Source organism: Oligoflexus tunisiensis, from assembly GCF_001748245.1.
Classification (GTDB): domain Bacteria; phylum Bdellovibrionota_B; class Oligoflexia; order Oligoflexales; family Oligoflexaceae; genus Oligoflexus; species Oligoflexus tunisiensis.
The window spans coordinates 1,785,859-1,806,804 of sequence record NZ_BDFO01000001.1 but is presented as its reverse complement, the minus strand read 5'-3'; the positions used below and the strand labels follow the sequence as shown (position 1 = coordinate 1,806,804).

The following is a 20,946-nucleotide window of genomic DNA, read 5'->3' as shown; positions in this document are numbered from 1 at the left end:
TTCAACCACAAACTTTGGCACCGCGCTCATAGGCAGGACGGCTCTTGCAACGGGTCATCCAATCCTGGACTCTTTTAAACTCGCCCAGCTTGAGCTGATCACGGCCCTTATAGAAAACATCCAGGCAGTCGACCCAAGGAAAATGTGCGATATCGACGATGGAATACTCCGGACCAGCGATATACGGAACAACGGCCAGGCGATCCTCGAGCACCTGAAGCAGGCGGCGCGTTTCCTTCGTATACCGCTCCACAGGGTAAGGATGATCGCACTGCTGCTTTGCATAGTGGAAGAAATGACCGAACTGTCCAAACATCGGACCGATATGGCCAACCTGAAAGAAAAGCCACTGCAGCGCTTCAAATCGCTCGTGGGCCTTGCGTGGGAAGAGCCGGCCTGCCTTGTCCGCGAGATAAAGAAGGATGGCTCCTGACTCCATTAATGTCAGAGGCTTCCCCTCAGGTCCCTGCGGATCAATGATGGCAGGAATCTTGGAATTGGGACTGATGCGTATGTACTCGGGGAGAAACTGATCCCCGCTGCTGATATCGACGCGATGGGGCTCATAGGGAAGTTCGAGCTCTTCCAGTGCGATGCTCACCTTTTGCCCATTGGGCGTTGGCAAACTGAACAGCTGGATACGATCGGGGTGTTGCATCGGCCACTTCTGTTGCTGGGGTTCACTCATGTTTTTTCTCCATACTGGTGTGACCCGACGACTATCGCAGAATTGGGGAAGCCAGGCAAACCCCCTCGCATCCATTTTGTGAGATCTAATTGAAGAGCATCCCCACAATCACATCCGTGATGCCATTCTCCACCGAGGTCGCAACGACTTTCGGGAGCAGATTGATGGCGGGCGTGATGCTGGATTCATAGATCACCAGCCACTGATCGCTGGAGCATAGTCCGGTCCCTGTACAGGAGACGAGGTTGAGGGAGCCTGTCTGCAGTTTCAAGCCTTCCGCTCCCGTCAGCGGTTTTTCACCGGCCGGGACTTCCTGGGTGCCGCTGGTCTGCGCGATAAATTCCGTGGTCGAGACGGCACCCTGATACGGCTGTTTAAGATGGACGTTGTGGGTGACGCCCCGCACCTTTTGGTAACCGATCGGTGATTTCAGCTTATAGTCATAATAATGTCGCGCGATCACCTTGCCCTGAGCGTCCGTCTTGTCCTTCATGCGTATGCTCTTGGTGAAGACGATATTGTCCGATGCTGTGGACTCGACATATTCAGGCCAACGGGCGAAGGCGAGATATTTATCCAAAAGAGCCTTGCTGTTGGGATAAACATCCTTCTCCACCACCACAAAAAAGAGGATGGAAATGGGAAAGCCTGCGGAAGGAATGACCGCTGCCGTACAATAGCCCTGGTCCGCAATGCCATCAGCACAATCAGCTGGAATGGGCGGCACGGCCTTTCTCTCGTCGCCATGAGAAAGGGTGGCCTGAGTCCATGCATACAAACCCATAACAAGTAATTTCCAAAGTTTCATCGTTATGCTCCTGCAGGTTTTTTGATCCTGGTAAAGTGCGGCGATTATGGATCAGTGCAGGAGGAACGACCATTGAAAACTCGTGATGGCTTCTGGTGATTTTTCGATATGGCTCCACCGGGAGAGCGGGTTTATAATCGCTCTGCAGGGCCAACATTCTGCAGGCGTCCCAGCATACAGGGCCTTTCGTTGCCTTCACTGTAAAGCTCAAACAATCCGCTGGCGCTCCTGCTGATTTTCACCGTGATGTCACGTTCCATATAAAGCGGCCCTTTGAAACTGGCATCATTCCGCACGGGTTTTTCCCAGTCCACACCCTCGACAAACGCCAGGCTGCGGCTCAGGGCCCACATGCCGTGACAGATATCGCGCTCGAAACCGAAAATTTTGGCCAGATAACGGGACATATGAATCGGATTGATATCCTTGGTGATCCAGCCAAACTGCTTGCCGGTCAGCATCGGAACCGGGAACGAGCTCTTCTCCGTGGCATCCGGCAGAGGCTGCAGCAAGCCGGCGCGTGGACTTTCCTTATCCTCGGTCTTGAATTTACGCCGGACGAGAACGGTCGAGAGACTTTCCCACATAAGTGTGGAACCCTGTCTGATTTCGGTTTTGAAATCGATTTCCAGGCCCTGCGGACGGCGACGCTCTTCCGCCAGCCGGAGAAAGGCATCATAACGCTCGCCCAGATGTAAAGGAGCATGCTGGAGGACGTGATTGCGCAGATGAACCGCACCGAGGACCTTGAGCGGGAAATTTTCATCGGTCATCATCTGAAGATGCAAAGGTCCAAAATAGGAATGCGGAAACAGCAGGGGAACCTGTTTGCCATCAAAGGGTGCCGCGCAGATTTTTGCGTAAGCGGCCACGGCGGATGGCGTGAAACGGAAACCGGGCCATTCCAATTTGGTCCGCGGGAGCGTCTGCCCTTCGTGATAGCGACGCCGACCGAGGACAGCTTTGAAGTAGAACGGAAGGGGAAGAGGCAGACGATCGACTTGATAATGCTGAGCTTCCATGAGCTTCTCCATGCCTTGAGGATCAAGGTTTACTCAAATGCAATATTCCTAAAGCCTTAACGTCCTGATAGGGGGCTTGCGGCCCTGGCTTTCTGAATTCCCCATTTGAATGAGTGATGCTTTGAAAAAATATCTCTTATATCCGCTCTTTATTGCCATAATGTCCTGGATTGCCGTCAAGGCCTTTCATCGCGAACCAAAAATCAAGACGCCGTCACCAACAGAACCGTCGCCGCAGGCCAGCGACGGTCCAGCTCCTCAGGATCCGGCCAAGGATGTTTCACCCGCCATAATTACACCTGCCGCACCGAGACCACTGTCCGATATCCAGCTGCGGCTTCAGCAAAGCTACAGCCCGGACGCGGAAAGTGGCGTCAAAAAAATTTTGCAGGAGGAGTTGAAGGTGGATGACCTGCCGGCTCTGATCAAAAGTTCCCATGGCGTGCGCTAGGTCAGCTCGATCCTTCTCCCTTTCATGATGAGACCTGGGACATCGAAACAGAGCTTCACTGGACCGATGAAGGAAACGGCCGTTTTCAATCGGACTACCAGATTACGGCCAGCAGTCCCTCCAAGGGCCGCTTCTGCAATACCAGTGGGACAGGTGCCGCCAGGGCCTTCCGGACGATTCAGGATGCCGGCCTGCTTCTTGAGATCAGTCCCGACATGTTTATTCATGCCTTCCACCTGCCGGACGCCGATGTGCTTTCCGGAAACTTCTATTCCGTCGATGACTCGGGTAAAACCCGCTACCATGGGCCGATTATCCTGAAGAGGCGGTAACGGCTCACGCCGGGTCGCGGGTTTTGAGATTGCAAAATTCCGCCCGCCCTGCCCCGGAGACCATCCCCCTTGGTTTAAAAACGGCATGCAGGTAAGGCAAGTCATTCAGCTGATTTAGAGAAACTGTCAGTATTTGCGGACAGGAGGGTAATTTTGCATTCGCGATATTTTTCATGCTGAGCAAATTCGAACTTCATGTTGAGCAATCGAGGGTTGTATAACTGTACCACTGTACGAGTTTACTCAAGTCTCCAGCTACGAGGCCGCAGGACATGAATGCATATAGTGAATCGCCGTCCCTTGTATTCAGAAACAAGGCATTCAATCCGGAATTGGAAACACTCACGGCAGATCTGAAGGAGATGGGCCGCAAACTCGCGCCTGGCAATTTGAGTCGTGAAGCCTATATTGAAAAAAACGGCACGCTTTCGATTCTCTTCATGATCGATATTCAAAAGTGGAAAATCATGAATTTCGGCAAGCGTGGGGATTGCCTGCAACTCGACATTCCCGAAAAAACAGCCGCCAACTTTTATGACTATTTCCACGCGGCGACACCGCACGAAAAACTTCGAGTGCTTTATCGCATCACACCGTTTCAGGAAAAAGCCGTGATCATGGCTCAATTCCTGAATCCATGACAGCATCACGAATCTGTCCATGCCCCCCGATGCCAAAACTCTCCCCTCACCTTCCAACAGCCTGTCCTGAACCGATCAAACCACCCGCATCGTGATCGATAACTGCCTGAGTCAACCTGTGCCCTGGCATGGGCGATCATTAGTGGCCAAAAAGGCCACATCACGGCAACCCTTGCATGACAAAGAAGGCGACCGGGTTTATAACCCTGGTTGAAGCCACCAACAAGGGCATGTCATGGATTCTGAACTCCTTCTGCAACCCCTGCGTCTCGGACGTCAAACATTTCCCGGCATCTGGCGGGTGATGATGCCACCTGCTTTTCAAAAGCTCCGCTTTCCGGATGAGAAGCAGGCCGATTGCATGAACTGCCCGAAGTCCTGCTATGAGGAGTGGCGCCCGGATTACCGCTGCTGCACCTATCACCCGCGGATTCCCAATTTTCTGCTTGGGCTGGCCTGTCGAACGCCGGAAGGCCATCGCGCGGTCGATGAGCTTCTCGAGCGCGGCATGGTCCTGCCCGAGGGTATGCACAGCTCCCCGCGGCAGTGGCTCGATTTTGTGGATGATGAACACGAGGACCTGTTCGGAAAAAGTCAGAAGGTGCTGTGCCCGATGCTCGACCGGGTGAGCGGTCACTGCCGTGTGCATGCATTTCGCAACTCGGTGTGCTCCACCTATTTTTGCGACAAGGAACAGGGTCACGCCGGTGAAGTCTTTTGGAGCCAGATTCAAACGCTCGGTTCGCAGCTGGAAATGCGTCTGGCGCAATGGGCTTTGCGGGAAATTGGCTTTGACCTCGACGCCTCGATACGGGCTCTTAACGAACTTGCCTCGGATCTGACTCAAGCCTCCAGCGACCAGGGCTGGCATCCTGCGGCCCTGCAGCACATCTGGGGCGAGCATGCGGGTCGGGAAAAGGAACTGCTGCTCGCCTGCGCGGATGTCATTGTAAAAAATCGGGATCGGCTGTGGTCCATCGCCCGGCAGCAGAGGATCGAGGAACCTCATGACTTTGATGCGGCGCTGCTGGAAAAGGTTCCTGAGGAGCAGCAGGAAATCCTGGAGGAACCGGATACGGAATGGACGGAAATCGTGGACCTGGAGGCTCTCTGGGAGGACTGTCGCATCGCCCATGACGCGCTTTGGGAGGAACCCTCCGGACTTTTCACCCTGAGCCCTCAGGTGTCTTTCGTTCCCAATGAGTATCAATCCCAAGAGGAACGTTACCATCAGGCCAGGCCCTTTTTCCTGGAATACCGATTCCAGAATCCGGAACGCTCGCTTTATTTCAGGCTCGCGATCCGTCGCGAGGAAAAGGCCTGGCTCGACTCATTTGCCGGTTCCTTTCGCCCGCTGCCAACGGCAGGAGTGGAAACCCAGGAATTTCTGAAAACGATGATCCATCGCCGCGTGCTGCGGGCTCAGGGACCTGCAACCTGAACGGAACCGGAAGGCACCGGAATTTCCGTCACGAGCGATTTGGGCTGACCGAAGACAGGATTATCGTTCTCATCCCAGGTAAAGCGCTGGGCCCGAACGTCCCGATCCCAACCGGCCCCTCGATAGCGGGCCGCATGATAGACAATCCAATCCTCAAGACCATCCGGCGATCGGGTGAACGAGGCATGCCCTGGACCAAAAACATCCATCGTGCGGGAAAAGGTGGGGCCGTGCTTGACCCAATTCTGGCGGTTCATGATCGCACCGCCCTGAAAGGTCAACTGGATAAGATTGTAATGATCCGTCCAGCTCGCGCTTCCTGAATAGATGACATGAATTTTGCCGTTACGCGCCAGAACCTGAGGGCCTTCATTCACGTAAGGTGCCCCTCCCTTGCGTTCAAAATCATGTTCCGGAATGGACAGAACCACGCGATCACTGCCGACCGGTTTGACTTCGATGCGGTCCAATTCCGCGAAGCCTTCCCCCTTGGCAAAGCGCAGAGTCGTGGGACCGGCAGCCAGCGAGGCAAAGGCCTGGACCGTTTGAAAATTGTCCCAGCCCACGGAGGGATAGGACACAATCTCCTGCGGTCCATCATTGATTTTCAAAACATGCGTGCTCACCGCCTCGGTGCCGTTGGCATAGCGTATATCAATCTGATAATCACCAGCGCGCGGCGTTTCAAAAGCAAATTCCACGAAACTGTCAGCCTGGTCGATATTGCCCACCGTCATGCCTTCGGAGGCCCAGCGTTCGGGTCGCACCAGAGCCTTTTGCAGAACGGCCTGCTCCGCTTCCATGCGAATAAAAGGCTGATCCGGCTGCTGCAGGGTCCACGGGTTGGTCATGGGCGCCATATAAAGATTCTGCGTGATGTCGCGGTCATCATCCCACCCGGACCATATGAAGTACCGCCGGCCATCATCGGCTTCCAGGATGGTGCCATCGATGGCCCAGCGATCCGTGGCCGGCGCGATTTTACCCTTGAATTGATAGGGTCCCAGGGCATCCGTGCCTTCACTTTCCAGGACAAACATGCGATGCGTTTCATTGTCGCCATCAGAGGCGGCATAATAGATGTACCAGCGGCCATCGAGAAATTGCAGCTCCGGAGCCCAAAGCTGATGGGAATGCTCCGTGTCCCTTGGGGCTTCCCAGACTTTGACGGATGGCACACGACCGATATCGAGCAGGCTTCGGGCTTTGGAGATGTAGATCGTGCTGCGGCCATCCGAACGGCAGTAATAATAGAAGCCATCCTTGTACATGACCCAGGGATCCGCGCCGGAACTCACGATGGGATTACGGAACACGCTCCCGGACGCACCGACGACCTGAAAGGAATCCGTATTGAGGTTGATCTCGGGAAGGCGGGGACGGCAGCCCGAGAGGATCAACGCTATCAGGAACATCACATTGTAAAGACCAAACCCTGGTCCTGGCCGCATCACATTCTCCGCAGGGAAGCGTCCGGAAAACTCAAAATAGTCAGCGCCGGCTTGATCAACCTGATCGCCGCGTCCTCAGCGCCGGCTTGATCAAACTGATCGCCGCGTCCTCAGCGCCGGCTTGATCAACCTGATCGCCGCGTCCTTGAGATGTGCTGAGACAGAGGTCTGACAGCACCTGACTTTTTTTTCGGATTGCGGGTATCCGATCCTGATGATCGCACCGGGAATGTTCCGGTTTCTGAGCATCCGATCCCGATGACCGCACCGGGAGTTCTCGGGCGGCGGGCATCAGATCCGCTGATGTCCGCGCCGGGGTTTTTGAATGGTTTATTCTAGACTGCAGAATTGTACGATGTCGAGCATTGGATGCAGGAATCCCTGCAAATCAAGTCTGATAGCTTTGTACCGCGGCCTGGCCAAGACCCTTTAAAAGACGCAGTGTGGCGGCCTCGCTCTCCTTCTGCAAATTCCTTCCCGCGGTGGGAGGGTTTGCCTGGCGGGTGCTGCGATCCGCCCTGGGCAAAAGACGGCTGATCAGGCTCACTCCGTAAAGGGAAAATTCCGGGAAATTCATATAGAGAGTGGCCGCAACTTTTGCCGGTGCGCCCAGGATCTTGAAGCTGTCCTTCATGGCCACGGCCTTCACGATTTTTCGCGCTGCCCTTTCGGCGGAAAGAGAAAGAACGGGCAAGGAGGACGCCACGGAAAACCAACGGTACTCCTGCTCCTTGCGCCCACTGAATTCAGCGTTGATGAAGGATCCGGTCCGCATCAGACCCGGCACGATGGTGGTCACCTGGATGCCCTGCGGTTTGAGTTCCGCATAAAGTCCCAGCGAAAGTCCCAGGGCAGCAAATTTCGCACTGCTATAAGGAATCAGATGAGGAAGGCTGACCAGTGCACCGATGGAGGTGATATTGACGATCTGCCCCTGCCTGCGGGATCGCATGCTGGGAAGAACGGCAAGCGTGGGATAAAGAGCGCCCCAGAACATAACATTCTGGGCTTTCTCAAAATCCTCAATTCCTGTGGCTTCGAGCGGCGCGACTGCGATCGTTCCCGCATTGTTGATGAGGATATCGATCGGCCCATAAACACGTTGCACATGATTCACGAGAACGTCAACGTCTTCACGACGGGAAACATCACAGGGCACAGCCAGAACCGAAGCCGCCGCTTCCTTATGAATCCACGATCGCGCTTTCTCGAGTTCCTCCACACTGCGGGCACAGATCGCGACCCGGGCTCCGGCCAGAGCAAAGTTCCGCGCTAGGATCATGCCAAGGCCTTTGGATCCGCCCGTGATCAGAACAATTTTGCCACGCAAATTTCTGGTCCGTGACCGTGCCTGGTACGATCGCAACCCGAGGTAGCCTCCGGCCAGGACCAGCCCAGTCAGGGCCCAGGTATTCCCTCCACTCTTCATACAAGTTTCTCCCTTCACTTGAAATCCGTCCAACCTTTTGAACTTTGAGAGAGGAGACCATGGATTGGCAAGCGACAAAAGATCAGCCGCATGGATCATATTCACCTTCTGAATATTTCCCTGCAGATGCATTCATGCAGATCTTTGACCGTGTTGCGGGAAGGATGCAGGTGTTTCAACGAAAAGAATGGTAATGCCTATACGAAAAAATAAGATTTCATGTTGCAGAGCATTCATAGACAGCCCAAAGTCTTTCATGCATCCTGAGGCCAGGTCTGATTTCTGGATCAGGCTCTCCACACACCAAATGAAGAGTTCGGAAAAATCCTAAAATAAAAAGTCAGGCACAAAAAAGCGATCGGAGCTGAACCCGTGTGGGCCCGTTCGTGCCTGGATTGGGAAAGGAACATCATGCCAAACACAAAAAAGCTCATCGGTATCATTGGAGCGGGACCGGCAGGCCTTACAGCAGCTTATCTTCTGTGTAAGCGCGGTATGGATGTGGTGGTGCTCGAGGCCGATCCCCATTATGTCGGAGGCATATCGCGAACCGCACAGTACAAGGGTTTTCATTTCGACATTGGTGGGCACCGGTTTTTTTCCAAAGCCCAGGAAGTCGAGGATCTCTGGACCGAGCTTCTGCCGAACGATATGCTCGAACGCCCGCGTCTTTCCCGCATCTATTATAACGGCCAGTACTTTTCCTATCCGCTCAAAGCCTTTGATGCCTTGACCAAACTGGGCATCATCGAATCGTGTCTCTGTGTACTCTCGTATCTGCGGGCGCGCCTCTTTCCCTTCCGCAACCCTAAAAATTTCGAGGAATGGACCACCAACCAATTCGGCAAACGCCTGTTTGATATTTTCTTTAAAACCTATACCGAAAAAGTCTGGGGAATGAGTTGCAAGGACATTTCTGCAGATTGGGCCGCGCAACGCATCAAGGGCCTTTCCCTGGGGAAAGCGATTTTTCATGCCCTGCTGCCGGCGAAAAAAGCCAAAAGGAATGGTCCAGTCATCAAAACCCTGATCGATTCGTTCCGCTATCCGCGCAGGGGTCCGGGTATGCTCTGGGAAGCCTGCGCCGGCAGGGTGCGCGATATGGGTGGTCAGATTCTGATGGGGCATACCATGAAGAGTCTGCACTCTCACGGCGACAGCTGGCAGCTCGTCCATCAGGGAGCGGATGGCCAGCAGCAGGTTCTCAAGGTGGACGAAGTGATTTCGTCCGCTCCGCTGCGCGAGGTGACCTTGAACCTGTCTCCCAGGCCGCCCGAGTCGGCTCTCGAAGCCGCTCGCAATCTTCGGTATCGGGATTTCCTGACCGTTGTTCTTATCGCCAGGGATCAATGTCTCTTTGATGACAACTGGATCTATATCCACGAGCCCGGCGTTAAGGTCGGTCGGATTCAAAACTTTAAATCCTGGTCGCCCGAGATGGTTCCCGATCCTGAACTCTCCTGCTATGGGCTTGAGTACTTCTGCTTTGAAGGCGACGGGCTTTGGTCTGCGGATGACGCGTCGCTGATTGCGCTCGCCAGGCGGGAATTCGCCTCCATTGGCCTGTGTGCCGAGGATAAGATCATCGACGGCTGTGTCGTGCGGCAGGCCAAGGCCTATCCCGTTTATGATGACAACTATGCAGAGCATGTGGAAACGCTGCGCCGCGAGCTGGCAAGCAAATATCCCGGTCTGCATGTGATTGGCAGAAACGGAATGCATAAATATAACAACCAGGATCATGCGATGATGACCGCAATGCTCTGTGTGGAAAACATCATAGCCGGACAGGAGCTCTATGATCTTTGGCAGGTGAATGAGGATGCCGTTTATCATGAAGCCGGCAAGGCTGGGGTGGAAAACGCACTGGCTACGGGGCTTCGGCATGTTCCCATCCGACGTCAGGTCTCGGCTGTTTAAGGATTGAGTCTTGCATGTGACTTGAATTTGGTTGGACACACCTGTGGATGGACACGAACCAAATGGTACCCCTGCAAGATTCCTTCTGGACGGAACAAAACGCCTGGTCTTCCAGCCAGGGCAACGACTGCTGGCTCTATTGTGATGGCGAGGCTTACTTCAATGCCTTCATCAAGGCTTGCGAGCAGGCAAGGGCCACGATCTTTATCCTGGGCTGGGATATACACACGCAAACCAATCTTCAGCCGAAAAAGGAACCACCTGGCTGCCTGAAGGATTGGAGTCTGGTGGCGTTTCTACACAGGATTCTGCAAAAGCAGACGCAGCTTCATATTTATTTGCTCACCTGGAGACCGGCGCCGCTCTATGTTTTGGAACGGGAGAAGCTCCAGAACCTGAAATTCATGCATCCCCGTCTGCACTATCGCGCCGACGCTCACCATCCGGTCGGAGGATCCCACCATCAAAAGATCGTGGTGATTGATGATCAGCTGGCTTTCGCTGGAGGCATCGATCTGACGATAAGACGCTGGGACAGCTGCCTGCATGCAGCCGGCGACCCCCTTCGCAAAGATCCTGATGGTCACTATTATCAGCCCTATCATGATACCCAGATAGGAGTGTCGGGACCTGCGGCCGGGCAACTCGCCTCGCTGTTTCGTCAGCGTTGGAAACAGGTCACGGCTCAGACCATACCCCTGTCCCGACCCTCGCCGGTGCTGCCCAGAAAAACCCTGGATGGAACCGAGGCCATCGCCTCCTTTGTGGACACGCCGGTCAGCATCTCAGTGACGGATCCTGGTTTTCGCAATGCGCCGCCGGCGAAACAGATTGCCCGGCTGTATGAAGATCTGCTCCTGAGGGCTCAAAAATATATCTTCATTGAAACGCAGTACCTCACCTCCCATCATGTGGTGGAGCTGCTCTGCGAGCTTGGGCACCGCGCGGAAGGTCCGGAAATCGTGCTCATCCTTCCGGAGCGTCTGGGTCCGTGGCTGGAAAAAAAAACGATGAGCCACCTGCAGGCCATCGCCCTGGCCGAGGTTTTGGCCCACGATGACTACGGGCGGGTGAACATCTTTTATCCCTTCGATCGGGAACTTCTGCCCATCCATAAATATATCACCGTGCACAGCAAGCTCATGGTGGTCGATGATGAGTTTTTGACCTTGGGATCCGCCAACCTCAATAATCGCTCGATGGGGCTCGATACGGAATGCAATGTCACGATTGATGCGCGAGGCAGGCCGGAGTTGCAAAAGGCCATCCGGCAGACTGTGGCTTACATCGTTGCCCATTATGCCAATCACAAGGCTGACTATGCCTTCCGCAAGATGGAGAAGGCCGGCTCGCTGCTGCCCCTCATTCATTCCCTGCGCATGATCTCCCCTTACAAGCATCTGGCGGATTTCAAAATCCAGGCTCTGCCTGAGGAATGTCTCCCCTGGCTCGATGCGGAACTGCTCGATATGGATCGGCCGTCCACGCTGGAGGTGGCGCTGGATCGCTGGGGACGCATGCTGGAAACCGTGCAGCATCATCTGAAAATTCCACCCCGCATGATTACATTTGTGATGACGGGCCTCGCGGGGGCCGGTATTGCCGCTTCGCATGTTCTCATGGATCAGCCTCTGCATCCAGGTCTTGATCTTTCAGTCTGGGCGCCCATCGAGGATACGCAGCTTTCGGGGCTGCTTCTGATCCCTGCTGTTTACCTGGTGGCCTGTCTGGTGTTTGCCCCGATCAATCTGCTCATTCTCATGGCCGCCGGCTTTTTTCCAAGCATGCTGGCTCTGCCTTATATCATCCTCGGTGTCATCGCCTTGATTTGCGTGGGCTATGCGACAGGTCGCACGCTCGGGCGCATGTTCTTCCCGGACTTTTATGGCCGGCATCATCCTGGTGATTTAGCGGCTCTGTTTCTTTTGCAAGTTATGCCGATCGCACCGCATACTCTCGTCAATGCCGCTGCAGGAGCGGCCGGGGTTCCGTTCTTTCGCTTCATGCTGGCCACATTGGTCGGCATGATGCCCGGCTGTATCATGCTGATCGTGTTTCAGCGCAGTATCATCAAGGCCTTCATGGATCCAGGCTGGAAAACGTTTCTGCCTCTGCTCCTGTTCATCGTCCTCGTGAGTGGTGTGTTTCGATGGTCAAGCCAACGGTTCTCAAATTACGGCAGCCGGCAGGCTCCCCAGCATCCTTCGGACGGTTGATCCGTCTTTGGAAGCTGGCCATACCCGAATGGAAGAAGCTGAGCTGGGGGTTTCTCGCTCTGGTGCTGAGCAGCGGCATGGTCCTCGTTTATCCCAAAGCAGCTCAATACATCATTGATGAAGTGCTGGCCTCCGGGCGCTTCGATCGGCTTAAACCGTGGGTGGGCATCGTCTTTGCGACGTTTCTTTTGCAGGCCGTGTCCTCCTCTCTGCGTTACTACATTTTTACGACAGCGGGTGAGCGCATCGTCTCACGCCTCAGGCAGTCGCTTTATCAAACCATTCTGAAGCAGGAGATTGGTTTTTTCGATGCACGGCAAACCGGTGAACTGATGAGCCGGCTGGCCACCGATGCCACCGTGATTCAAAATGCGGTCACCCTGCATCTCTCGACCTTTCTGCAGAACCTCGGCATTGCGATCGGCGGCCTCATCCTTCTGGTTTATGTTTCCCCGGCGATGACCCTTGGCTTCCTTGCCACCATCCCGGTGATGATCGCTGGCGCCAGCTTTTTCGGGCGACGCATCCAAAAATTTGCGCGGGAAGGCATGGACGCCTGGGGAAGTTCAGCCAGCATCGCGGCGGAAACCATTTCCGGCATCCGGACCGTGCGTTCCTTCATTCAGGAGAAGGGCGAGTCCCGGCGTTATGCGACCGCAGTGAGCCTTGCTCTGGATTGGGGACGTCTACGCATCCAGAATATCGCTCTCTTCATTGGAGTTGGTTCGCTCCTGGGATCGGCAACGCTTGCCGGCGTGCTGTGGTATGGCGGGGAGTTGGTTATCACAGGACGGATGACCCTGGGTGATCTCACCTCATTTCTGCTCTATGCCCTGGCGGTGATGGTGGCTCTTGGAGGTCTGGGATCGCTCTGGACGGAATTCATGGCCACGCTCGGGGCTTCGGAACGCATCTTTGAATTGCTCGACCGCCGCCCCGAAATTCCCCTGGCGCATGGACTCATCCCACCCTCGATTAAAGGTCGCGTTCAGTTCAAACGCGTGAGCTTCCACTATCCGACCCGTCCCGATATCCCGGTGCTTCAGGATCTCAGCTTTACCGCGGAACCCGGCCAGGTGATTGCTCTGGTCGGGCCATCGGGCAGCGGGAAGTCGACCATTGCCGGTCTTCTGACCCGATTTTATGATCCGGTCCAGGGCACGATCCTGCTGGACGCCCATGATATTCGAACCCTCAATGGAGCCTGGCTGCGTCAGCAGATTGGAGTGGTTTCCCAGGACCCTTTTTTGATGAGCGCGTCGATTGCCGCCAATATTCGCTATGGCAGGTCCGATGCCTCGGATGAAGCGGTCCGGCAGGCCGCGCGTGATGCCTATGCGCAAAGCTTTATTGAAGGCTTTCCGCAGGGCTACGAAACACGGGTCGGCGAACGTGGTCTGCAGCTTTCAGGCGGGCAACGGCAGCGCATTGCCATAGCCCGCGCTCTGCTCAAGGATCCCCGCATTCTGATTCTGGATGAGGCTACCAGTGCTCTTGATGCGGAAAGCGAGCACCTCGTGCAAAAGGCTTTGGTTCACCTCATGAAAGGACGCACGACTTTTGTGATTGCGCATCGTCTCTCCACCGTGCGACACGCCGATCGTGTCCTCGTGATGGAACACGGCAAAATTATTCAGTCGGGCACCCACAAGACGCTCATGCAGAATACCACCGGCGTTTATTACCGGCTCGCCTGGCGCCAGCTGGAAAGACTTTGAACTCCCATCGCCGGGTCGGTTAAGATAGGAGCGTTTTCCTGATTTTTTTCAACTTCATCCTTGCGACGTATTATGACTCGGAACTCCTATCGGAAATGCTTTCTTCTTCTGATCGTCTTCGTGCTCTACGCCGGACTCGTGGCTGTGGGAGTTTATCATCATGAACCCTGGTTTGATGAAGCTCAGGCCTGGCTTCTGGGGCGTGACAGTCGACCGCTGGAACTGATTCAGGTTCACCTGCGATATGAAGGCAGCCCCGGACTTTGGCATTTCATCTTAAGTCTTGTGGCGAAGGCGGGTCTCCCTTATGCAGGCATGAATATCCTCGGGGCCTTGTTTGCATGGATCGGTGTGCTCATCTTTCTCGTGTATGCGCCGTTTCCTCTTTTCATCAAAATCCTTTATCCCTTTTCCTACTTTGTGCTCTATCAGTATGCAGTGATCGCGCGAAGCTATGTCCTGCTTCCGGGAGTTCTGTTCCTGGCGGCTGCCCTTTATCCGAAGCGCCAGCAGAGGCCTTTCCTTTATGCGCTCATACTGGCCCTGCTGGCCAATATCTCGCTTCATGGCCTGATCATGGCCTTTTGTTTTGCCACGACCGACTTCGTCGCCTTTCTGTATCATCACAAGACCCTGAATACCGCAGCGAAAAAGCGTTATGTCGCTGCATTTGGAATCGTGCTGATGGCAGGGCTGTTTGCGGTCTGGCAGCTGCGTTTTCCCACGGATCATGCCGCGGTTCATCCGAAGCAGGATTATAGTCTGGCTTTTGCTCTGAGGTTCACGACGCATTTTCTCAGCAATGCTTTGACCGAACGCTATATTCTGAGCGCCTGTATCGTGGCCGTGAGCCTCTGGCATTTTTGGAAGACGCGCGTGCTCAGTCTCTTCCTGGGACCTGTGCTGCTGACAGGTCATCTCTTTGCCTTTGTCTATTCCAGCCCCTGGCATGAGGGGATCCTTTTTCTGCTCTGGATTTTCTGCTTATGGATCAGCTTCACAAAGGATGGGCGTGATTCCGGCCGTCAGGGCTGGAATCGGCCCCTGGTGCAGGCAGGCCTGGTCGTGGTTCTCGGCATTCATATATCATGGGCGTATACGGCTTATACCAACGACTATAAACATACCTATTCTGCGGCAAGGCAGGTGGCTGAGCACTTGAAATCACAGAGAGCGCAGTCACCGTCCATCTTTGCCACCGGGTTTCATTCGATCGCGATTCTTCCTTATTTCGAGCGGAATATCTTTGCCAACTATCATCAGAGGTATGCAGCCGCCTTTTGGGATTGGTCCCGACGGAACACGCTCCAGCAGGATCTGGAGTTGATGGTTCTGGATGGACCGGACACCATTGTCCATGGGATCAAAACCCGCTTCAACACGGCGGCTCCCAGTCTGCCCGGTTATACGTCCCGAAAGTTTACCGGTTACATTTTTTGGAAGAATCGGGTGTTCGAAGAGGATTCGTATATCGTCTATGAGAAGATCGAGTTCAAACCCCGGCTGACTCCCGCGCCGCCGCGCTGGTACAACGCGTCGACGTCACGGGATTCCTTTCCGCGGTGATTGAGGCGGAGATTTCGTCTCCGCCTGCGAAGCTCGTTCAGGGTGTGGTCGAACAGAACTCACGAATAAAGACATTGGTCGCGGCATCCGTCGGGCAGTTGGCTGCCGTTTTCGCGATCGACGTCCCGAGCGGATTATTGGTCAGGTCGATCTCGGACACCACTTTAAGATCCTTCACCGGCGCCACGGTTGCCACCTGATTGCCGGACACCAGAAGATAGCTGAGCTTCGTCAGGTTCAGTGCAGGCGTCAGATCAGAAATCTGGTTGTTGCGGGCCTCCAGCGTGACCATTTCCGTCAGGGTCGCGAGAGGAGCCAGGGATGTGATCTGGTTGTCATTCAGAATCAATTCATGCATGGCGGTCAGCGAGCCGAGCGGGCTGAGATCAGCAATCTTGTTTTTGCGAAGTTCAAGGAGCGACAGTTTCGTCAGCCCGGAGAGAGCGCTCAGGTCGCTGATGGTGTTGTCGGACAAACGCAAGTCCTGCAGATTCGTCAGGCCTGCGACAAAGCTGATATCCTGAAGGCCATTGCCGGTCAACCAAAGTGAAGTCAAAGAGGTCAATGCGCTGAGGCTGTCCCAATCACTGGTCTTGATGCCATTGGCAGCCAGGGTACGCAGCTGAGTCAGCGAGGCCAGAGGAGCCACGCTGCTGATGGGGTTATTGGAAATGTCGAGACGGTCCAGCTTTTTCATCTGACTCAAAGCGCTGAGATCGGCAATGCTATTGCCCGACATATCGATATAGGTGAAATGATCGAAATAGCTGAGAGGCTTCAAATCGCTCAAGCCCTTTTTGCTGAGGAAAGGCTGAGCCTGTTTTTGCAGGTTGAGTTCCAGCTCCGTACAGTTGCGCGCGTTGAACAGCGTGGTGTAAACACCGATCTCACTGCCTGAGCCTTTCTCCAATTCCTCACGGCAGTAGCGACTGAAATCACTTTGGGAGGTGTCTTCCACCGGCGCGGCTTCGGCTGCCGCAACGGGACCACCCTGCTCTTCGGACTTGCCGCTTTTATCATCCTTACAGGCGGTAAGAATTCCGAATGCTGTCAACACTATTACAAATGATTTCATGGCATGCCCCACCCATTCCAGGTTTATATTTTCCGTTCTATCGGCACAACCAGGGAATAACATGAGGGGTTTTTCGAAATGAGCCTGAGCGATCTGCCGTGGTATCTGTCAGATTTGGCTCAATCCCTGCTGGAAAAAACCCCCAGGTCGCCATCACAATTTTGCAACACTGTTTTCCGGAAATATGATGAGCTATAAGAAGATAGGGCCGCTCTGGCCCTAATGTGTCCCTCTTTTCCAAGGAAACGGAACCATGAAAAAAGAAATCAGTGTTGTAGTCCTGTCTTTGCTCACCTCCCAGGCCTGGGCGCAGGCCCAGAATCCGAAGGATCTGCGCAACCAGGGGGAACGAAAAACGGAAGCAAAAATGGCTGCTGATCTGAAAAAAGGAGACACTTTTGCTGAAGCCACTTTGGCTGCAAAGAGCGGGTCCAAGGTCAGAGGAACAGTGCTCTTCAACCGCACGGACAAGGGTGTGCAGGTGATTGCATCCATCACCGGCGGACCAGCGGGCAAGCATGGTTTTCATATTCATGAAAAAGGTGACTGCAGCGCGCCCGATGCCTCGTCGGCTGGTGGGCACTTCAATCCCACCGGAGCACCTCACGCCGGGCTGAATGCTCCCACACGGCATGTCGGTGATCTGGGCAATATCACCATCAATAAGGATGGAAAGGGCATGCTGACAACGGACATACCCAATGTGAGTGGCTTTTCGGATTGGAATACCATTATCGGCAAGGCAGTGGTGGTTCACGCCAAGGCCGATGATGAAAAATCGCAGCCTTCGGGAGCGGCCGGCGACCGCATTGCCTGCGGCGTGATCGGAGCCACTAAAAAACAGGCACAGAAATAACACCGGAAAGGAGACGTCATGCTTTACAGGGCTGATTCCATACTCAATCAAAGAGTCGAAGCCACGGATGGAGTGGTGGGAATCGTCAAGGATATATACTTCGATGATGTATCCTGGATTCTGCGCTATCTCGTGGTGGATACAGGAGGCTGGTTGACAGGACGCAATGTTCTGATCAGCTCCGAAGCCCTGGTTGGGTTTAATGACGAAACTTCAACTCTGACAACCAGGTTGTCTCAGCAGCAAATTGAAAACAGTCCTTCATCGGAACTGGGTCAGCCCATCTCCCGATTGAATGAAATCCAACTGAGTCAATACTATGGCTGGACACCCTACTGGAGCGCCTCGGGTGGGCTCTTTCCCTGGACCCAAACCTACCGCTTTCCACGGGATAAGGATGCGCCCGAGACCGGTCCTTCCTCGCCGCATTTTGAAGCGGAGTTTAAACGCCAAAGTCGTCTCGACCCGAATCTTCGCAGCTTCAGCGATCTGAAGTCGTATAGCCTGAGGGCCACGGATGGTGACATTGGCCAGGTCGAGGATCTTTTGATTGAACCGGAAACCTGGAGGATTACGCACCTCATCGTCGATGTGCGTCTCTGGTGGCCAGGGGGTCTGGTCGCCATCGATCGCGCCTTCATCGAGGACATCAGCTGGTTGGATGAAAACATTGTGGTGGCGATGAGTCGTGATCAAGTGAAGAATGCTCCTCCCTATGACAAGGACAAACCGATCACCGAGAGCTATCAAACCCAGCTGTCCGATTACTATCGCGACATTCAAACCCATACCCAGAGGCCCATGATTCCGCCTCATCCCTGGGCTGAGGTTCCACCTCAGTTCTAATGCGGAGCTCGCGCCGCGTGGAGACAGGTTCTCCTGCGGCGGCTCCCTCATGCCTTCCACCTGCAATCTGCTTGATCAAATCTCCTCATCAAAGGTACCATGTCCAACATATGTTGAAGAATATGTTGATGTCACCTGAAGGAGGCTTCCCTTGCGTTGCACTTTTTTGGTTCCCATTTCCGTGCTTGCTCTAAGCGCCGCTCTCTCATCAGTCCAGGCCCAGTCGGCTGGTGGAAAAAAACCCCGCATGCCTCCCCCGCCCCCGCCGCCACCACCCGCTCCGGTTGAACACACGCCCTTTATCGCAGCGCCAACCGCCGGTCCCAGTGGTGAAGGTCTGGATCTGTCCGAAGGCCGTTATGGTTTCAGCTTTGGCTTTCCGGATGGCGGCAACTCGATGGGTGCGGGTTATGTGGGCGCGCGATACTTCACAGCGCCCGGCAAGGCGGTTGGTGCCTATCTGTTGCTCGGTGGAGACTCCGCTGCGAAAACGTCCTCCTTCGGCATCGCCGGCAAATACATGAGTTACTTTGCCCAGCGCGATCGCTTGCATCTTTATGGCTTTGGTCAGTTGAGCATCGGCAAGAACGGTGGAGACGCCAACAAAGGCAAGGATGATACCCTCTTCGGCATCGCCGGTGGAGCGGGTCTTGAGTTCGTCCTGCTGAAGGATTTCTCGGTCTCAGGTGAAGCCGGCTTTGGCTATAATACGCTGCCCGATGGAAAAAGTGCCTATGCGACCGGTACGGGAAAACTGGCCATCAATTTCTATTATTGAGGTTTCTGCATGTTGAAATCCTCGTGTTTTCTGGTTCTGGCAGGTCTGACAGCAGCCGGCTGCCAGCGATCGAGCACGGCGTCCGAACCTCGGCTGTCGGCTCAGACCTTGCGAACCAGTTCCTTGCGTTTCATTCAGGAAACCAGGCTTGTCGATTCCGAAGATTCGGTTGAAGGATCATCGGGAGGTTTCAATCCTTCGCCCTGGCCAGCCGCCGGATTCTGGCCCGCCACGCCAATGGTCCTGCCTGCCCAGGCTGCGGCCTATATCAATGCCACCTACGGAGCATCCCAGGGTTTCACCTATCAAAGTTTTGAATTCACAACGACCGGCTGCAACGCGACGGACGCCTTTACCCGGTATTTTGCAGCGATCGAAACGGTGCGAGGCACACCGCTCAGCAGCAGCGAACGGGAGAGCATTGAATCGACCTTTGCCGGTATTTTCTCAGAGGATGCTCTCGGATCCGTTCCCCAGGGCGCCTGTCTTTTTTATGATCTGATCGCCTGCATTGCTGATTTCTCCGTTCAGAATCAAACCGTCTTTCAAGAGGCGGCTGAAAGCGGGGACTTCGCCTCGGTCTTCGCGGGAGCCATGTCCTGCATCGCGGAAGTTGCTGGTTTGGATCCCACGGATACGACCGATCCCGTCGATACGTTTGATCCGGATTCCCTGTTTCCTGATGAATGATCGAATTTCCTCATGAAGGAAAATCCGCAGATAATTTTCCTTCGTTTTTTTCGCGAACATTTTGCTATGATCAGCCTCCAAAAATGTTCAAGAGGAGTTGATGAAATGCACCTTTTCAAGTTGGGATTGTTGGGCTCTCTGTTGGCAGGCAGCACTTTGGCGGGAGCGGCCAACGCGCCCTCGTTCATCCAGAATATGAGCGGCTGTTTTTCTGTACGCTTCAACTTCGTCGAGAATGGTGATCACGATGCGTTCTATAATCCGGTTTTGGAACGAGCGGAATTAAGCGAAAGCGATTCCGTCTGGCATCTCCGTCGCTACCTGATCCTCGGTGGCAACGAGCAGGTGCATTGGCGTGAGGAGTGGCGTCTCGTGGATCAAGCGAGCAACGTCTGGGAGCAAAAAGTTTACGGTCCTTTTGAAGATTTCCGCTACCAGTGCAGCGGCGCTCTTGTGGACGACAGCTGGCGCTGCGAAGCCCTGGGTGCTCCGAAACCCCGCCGGGATCGGGATCAGCCCTATGAAAAACTGGATCGGGAAAACACCCTCAAGGTCAATCCTCTGCGTTGGATTCACATGCAGAGAAATCATAAGCGCCGGGCGGATGGTTCGCTCTATGCGGTCGAGCTGGGCTGGAACCAATACGATCGGACCGATGAGGCTTCCTGTCAGGTGACACCGCAGCCTTAAACACCCAGGCCTCGCCACTGGCGGGGCGCCTGTCCGTGAGTTTTCTTTTCCGAGACCTGCAGCAAATTTCAGCGTGCCGCGTTCTGGTAAATGGTGCGCTGCTTTCCTTTGGGGTCTTATTATGTCCAATAGACAGATCGAATCCTGCGACAGTTCCCCGGTCCTTCCGGAGTCTCAAACATTTCAGGATTTTGAGGGAAAACTGCTCCTCATGCGGCGCCGGAAAAGCTGCCCGGGGTGCGGCCGCGTGCACGGTCCACCCCAGGCCCGATGCGAATCCCAGGAGGCCAGAACCCAGCCACCCGAGTCGGATGAACTGCAACTCCCC

At 54.6% G+C, this 20,946-nt stretch carries 19 protein-coding genes; 12 read left to right on the top strand and 7 right to left on the bottom strand.

Going from position 1 to position 20,946, the window contains the following annotated elements; translation table 11 throughout:
- Position 1: 1 nt before the first annotated feature.
- The 3 genes from OLTU_RS07845 to OLTU_RS07835 all read right to left on the bottom strand — a co-directional run bounded on the left by OLTU_RS07845 (position 2) and on the right by OLTU_RS07835 (position 2,518).
- Complete coding sequence (locus tag OLTU_RS07845) at positions 2-688, bottom strand: glutathione S-transferase N-terminal domain-containing protein (RefSeq protein ID WP_141732202.1); 687 nt, start codon at positions 686-688, stop codon at positions 2-4.
- Positions 689-773: 85 nt separating this feature from the next.
- Positions 774-1,496, bottom strand: coding sequence for a hypothetical protein (locus OLTU_RS07840; RefSeq protein WP_141732201.1), 723 nt, complete (start codon positions 1,494-1,496; stop codon positions 774-776).
- A 131-nt stretch (positions 1,497-1,627) separates the two neighbouring features.
- On the bottom strand, positions 1,628-2,518 hold the full coding sequence (locus OLTU_RS07835; RefSeq protein ID WP_176736426.1) for a MaoC/PaaZ C-terminal domain-containing protein: 891 nt from the start codon (positions 2,516-2,518) through the stop codon (positions 1,628-1,630).
- A gap of 121 nt (positions 2,519-2,639) precedes the next feature.
- Here OLTU_RS07835 and OLTU_RS07830 point away from each other — a divergent pair, with 121 nt between their 5' ends.
- Complete coding sequence (locus OLTU_RS07830) at positions 2,640-2,969, top strand: hypothetical protein (RefSeq protein ID WP_141732199.1); 330 nt, start codon at positions 2,640-2,642, stop codon at positions 2,967-2,969.
- On the opposite strand, the gene OLTU_RS07825 is transcribed toward OLTU_RS07830, so the two are convergent.
- Positions 2,966-3,274 carry a hypothetical protein gene (locus OLTU_RS07825; RefSeq protein ID WP_141732198.1) on the bottom strand — a complete coding sequence of 103 codons (309 nt, stop codon included), beginning with the start codon at positions 3,272-3,274 and terminating at the stop codon, positions 2,966-2,968. The genes OLTU_RS07830 and OLTU_RS07825 overlap by 4 nt on opposite strands.
- 299 nt (positions 3,275-3,573) lie before the next feature.
- Between OLTU_RS07825 and OLTU_RS07820 the strand changes: the two genes are divergently transcribed.
- Both OLTU_RS07820 and OLTU_RS07815 read left to right on the top strand, forming a co-directional pair.
- On the top strand, positions 3,574-3,942 hold the full coding sequence (locus OLTU_RS07820) for a hypothetical protein (RefSeq protein ID WP_141732197.1): 369 nt from the start codon (positions 3,574-3,576) through the stop codon (positions 3,940-3,942).
- 235 nt (positions 3,943-4,177) lie between these two features.
- Positions 4,178-5,383 carry a hypothetical protein gene (locus OLTU_RS07815; protein WP_141732196.1) on the top strand — a complete coding sequence of 402 codons (1,206 nt, stop codon included), beginning with the start codon at positions 4,178-4,180 and terminating at the stop codon, positions 5,381-5,383.
- On the opposite strand, the gene OLTU_RS07810 is transcribed toward OLTU_RS07815, so the two are convergent.
- Complete coding sequence (locus OLTU_RS07810; RefSeq protein WP_141732195.1) at positions 5,365-6,834, bottom strand: family 43 glycosylhydrolase; 1,470 nt, start codon at positions 6,832-6,834, stop codon at positions 5,365-5,367. The genes OLTU_RS07815 and OLTU_RS07810 overlap by 19 nt on opposite strands.
- Positions 6,835-7,222: 388 nt before the next feature.
- A complete protein-coding gene (locus OLTU_RS07805) occupies positions 7,223-8,263 on the bottom strand; it encodes an SDR family NAD(P)-dependent oxidoreductase (RefSeq protein WP_176736425.1) in 1,041 nt (346 codons plus the stop codon).
- Positions 8,264-8,674: 411 nt separating this feature from the next.
- Here OLTU_RS07805 and OLTU_RS07800 point away from each other — a divergent pair, with 411 nt between their 5' ends.
- The 4 genes from OLTU_RS07800 (at position 8,675) to OLTU_RS07785 (ending at position 15,683) form a co-directional block, all read left to right on the top strand.
- Positions 8,675-10,183 (top strand): NAD(P)/FAD-dependent oxidoreductase, encoded by a 1,509-nt coding sequence (locus tag OLTU_RS07800; protein ID WP_176736424.1) that lies wholly within the window; start codon positions 8,675-8,677, stop codon positions 10,181-10,183.
- A gap of 62 nt (positions 10,184-10,245) precedes the next feature.
- Entirely contained in the window at positions 10,246-12,399 is a 2,154-nt protein-coding gene (locus OLTU_RS07795) for a phospholipase D-like domain-containing protein (protein WP_176736423.1), read from the top strand.
- Positions 12,333-14,117, top strand: coding sequence for an ABC transporter ATP-binding protein (locus OLTU_RS07790; RefSeq protein ID WP_141732192.1), 1,785 nt, complete (start codon positions 12,333-12,335; stop codon positions 14,115-14,117). The genes OLTU_RS07795 and OLTU_RS07790 overlap by 67 nt, the downstream gene beginning before the upstream one ends.
- A 72-nt stretch (positions 14,118-14,189) precedes the next feature.
- A complete protein-coding gene (locus OLTU_RS07785; protein ID WP_141732191.1) occupies positions 14,190-15,683 on the top strand; it encodes a hypothetical protein in 1,494 nt (497 codons plus the stop codon).
- Between the two features lie 37 nt (positions 15,684-15,720).
- Here the strand turns inward: OLTU_RS07785 and OLTU_RS07780 are convergent, their stop codons facing one another.
- On the bottom strand, positions 15,721-16,737 hold the full coding sequence (locus OLTU_RS07780) for a leucine-rich repeat domain-containing protein (protein WP_218109902.1): 1,017 nt from the start codon (positions 16,735-16,737) through the stop codon (positions 15,721-15,723).
- A 274-nt stretch (positions 16,738-17,011) separates the two neighbouring features.
- Between OLTU_RS07780 and OLTU_RS07775 the strand changes: the two genes are divergently transcribed.
- From OLTU_RS07775 to OLTU_RS07755, 5 genes are all read left to right on the top strand, one after another.
- The gene (locus OLTU_RS07775) at positions 17,012-17,614 is read left to right on the top strand and encodes a superoxide dismutase family protein (RefSeq protein WP_218109901.1); all 603 of its coding nucleotides are present in this window, start codon (positions 17,012-17,014) and stop codon (positions 17,612-17,614) included.
- Positions 17,615-17,632: 18 nt separating this feature from the next.
- A complete protein-coding gene (locus tag OLTU_RS07770; protein WP_141732189.1) occupies positions 17,633-18,460 on the top strand; it encodes a PRC-barrel domain-containing protein in 828 nt (275 codons plus the stop codon).
- Positions 18,461-18,611: 151 nt separating this feature from the next.
- Entirely contained in the window at positions 18,612-19,238 is a 627-nt protein-coding gene (locus OLTU_RS07765) for a hypothetical protein (protein WP_141732188.1), read from the top strand.
- Between the two features lie 9 nt (positions 19,239-19,247).
- Positions 19,248-19,928, top strand: a complete 681-nt coding sequence (locus OLTU_RS07760; RefSeq protein WP_141732187.1) for a hypothetical protein — start codon at positions 19,248-19,250, stop codon at positions 19,926-19,928.
- Between the two features lie 105 nt (positions 19,929-20,033).
- On the top strand, positions 20,034-20,618 hold the full coding sequence (locus OLTU_RS07755; RefSeq protein ID WP_141732186.1) for a DUF6607 family protein: 585 nt from the start codon (positions 20,034-20,036) through the stop codon (positions 20,616-20,618).
- Positions 20,619-20,946 lie beyond the last annotated feature (328 nt).

What these genes read in the sequence shown, in the direction of transcription:
- OLTU_RS07760 (WP_141732187.1), top strand. Translation starts at nt 19,248, where the DNA reads ATGTTGAAATCCTCGTGTTTTCTGGTTCTGGCAGGTCTGACAGCAGCC.
- OLTU_RS07790 (WP_141732192.1), top strand. Translation starts at nt 12,333, where the DNA reads ATGGTCAAGCCAACGGTTCTCAAATTACGGCAGCCGGCAGGCTCCCCA.
- OLTU_RS07835 (WP_176736426.1), bottom strand. Translation starts at nt 2,518, where the DNA reads ATGGAAGCTCAGCATTATCAAGTCGATCGTCTGCCTCTTCCCCTTCCG.
- OLTU_RS07840 (WP_141732201.1), bottom strand. Translation starts at nt 1,496, where the DNA reads ATGAAACTTTGGAAATTACTTGTTATGGGTTTGTATGCATGGACTCAG.
- OLTU_RS07770 (WP_141732189.1), top strand. Translation starts at nt 17,633, where the DNA reads ATGCTTTACAGGGCTGATTCCATACTCAATCAAAGAGTCGAAGCCACG.
- OLTU_RS07810 (WP_141732195.1), bottom strand. Translation starts at nt 6,834, where the DNA reads ATGCGGCCAGGACCAGGGTTTGGTCTTTACAATGTGATGTTCCTGATA.
- OLTU_RS07820 (WP_141732197.1), top strand. Translation starts at nt 3,574, where the DNA reads ATGAATGCATATAGTGAATCGCCGTCCCTTGTATTCAGAAACAAGGCA.
- OLTU_RS07825 (WP_141732198.1), bottom strand. Translation starts at nt 3,274, where the DNA reads ATGGTAGCGGGTTTTACCCGAGTCATCGACGGAATAGAAGTTTCCGGA.
- OLTU_RS07800 (WP_176736424.1), top strand. Translation starts at nt 8,675, where the DNA reads ATGCCAAACACAAAAAAGCTCATCGGTATCATTGGAGCGGGACCGGCA.
- OLTU_RS07815 (WP_141732196.1), top strand. Translation starts at nt 4,178, where the DNA reads ATGGATTCTGAACTCCTTCTGCAACCCCTGCGTCTCGGACGTCAAACA.
- OLTU_RS07805 (WP_176736425.1), bottom strand. Translation starts at nt 8,263, where the DNA reads ATGAAGAGTGGAGGGAATACCTGGGCCCTGACTGGGCTGGTCCTGGCC.
- OLTU_RS07775 (WP_218109901.1), top strand. Translation starts at nt 17,012, where the DNA reads ATGAAAAAAGAAATCAGTGTTGTAGTCCTGTCTTTGCTCACCTCCCAG.
- OLTU_RS07785 (WP_141732191.1), top strand. Translation starts at nt 14,190, where the DNA reads ATGACTCGGAACTCCTATCGGAAATGCTTTCTTCTTCTGATCGTCTTC.
- OLTU_RS07755 (WP_141732186.1), top strand. Translation starts at nt 20,034, where the DNA reads ATGCACCTTTTCAAGTTGGGATTGTTGGGCTCTCTGTTGGCAGGCAGC.
- OLTU_RS07795 (WP_176736423.1), top strand. Translation starts at nt 10,246, where the DNA reads ATGGTACCCCTGCAAGATTCCTTCTGGACGGAACAAAACGCCTGGTCT.
- OLTU_RS07845 (WP_141732202.1), bottom strand. Translation starts at nt 688, where the DNA reads ATGAGTGAACCCCAGCAACAGAAGTGGCCGATGCAACACCCCGATCGT.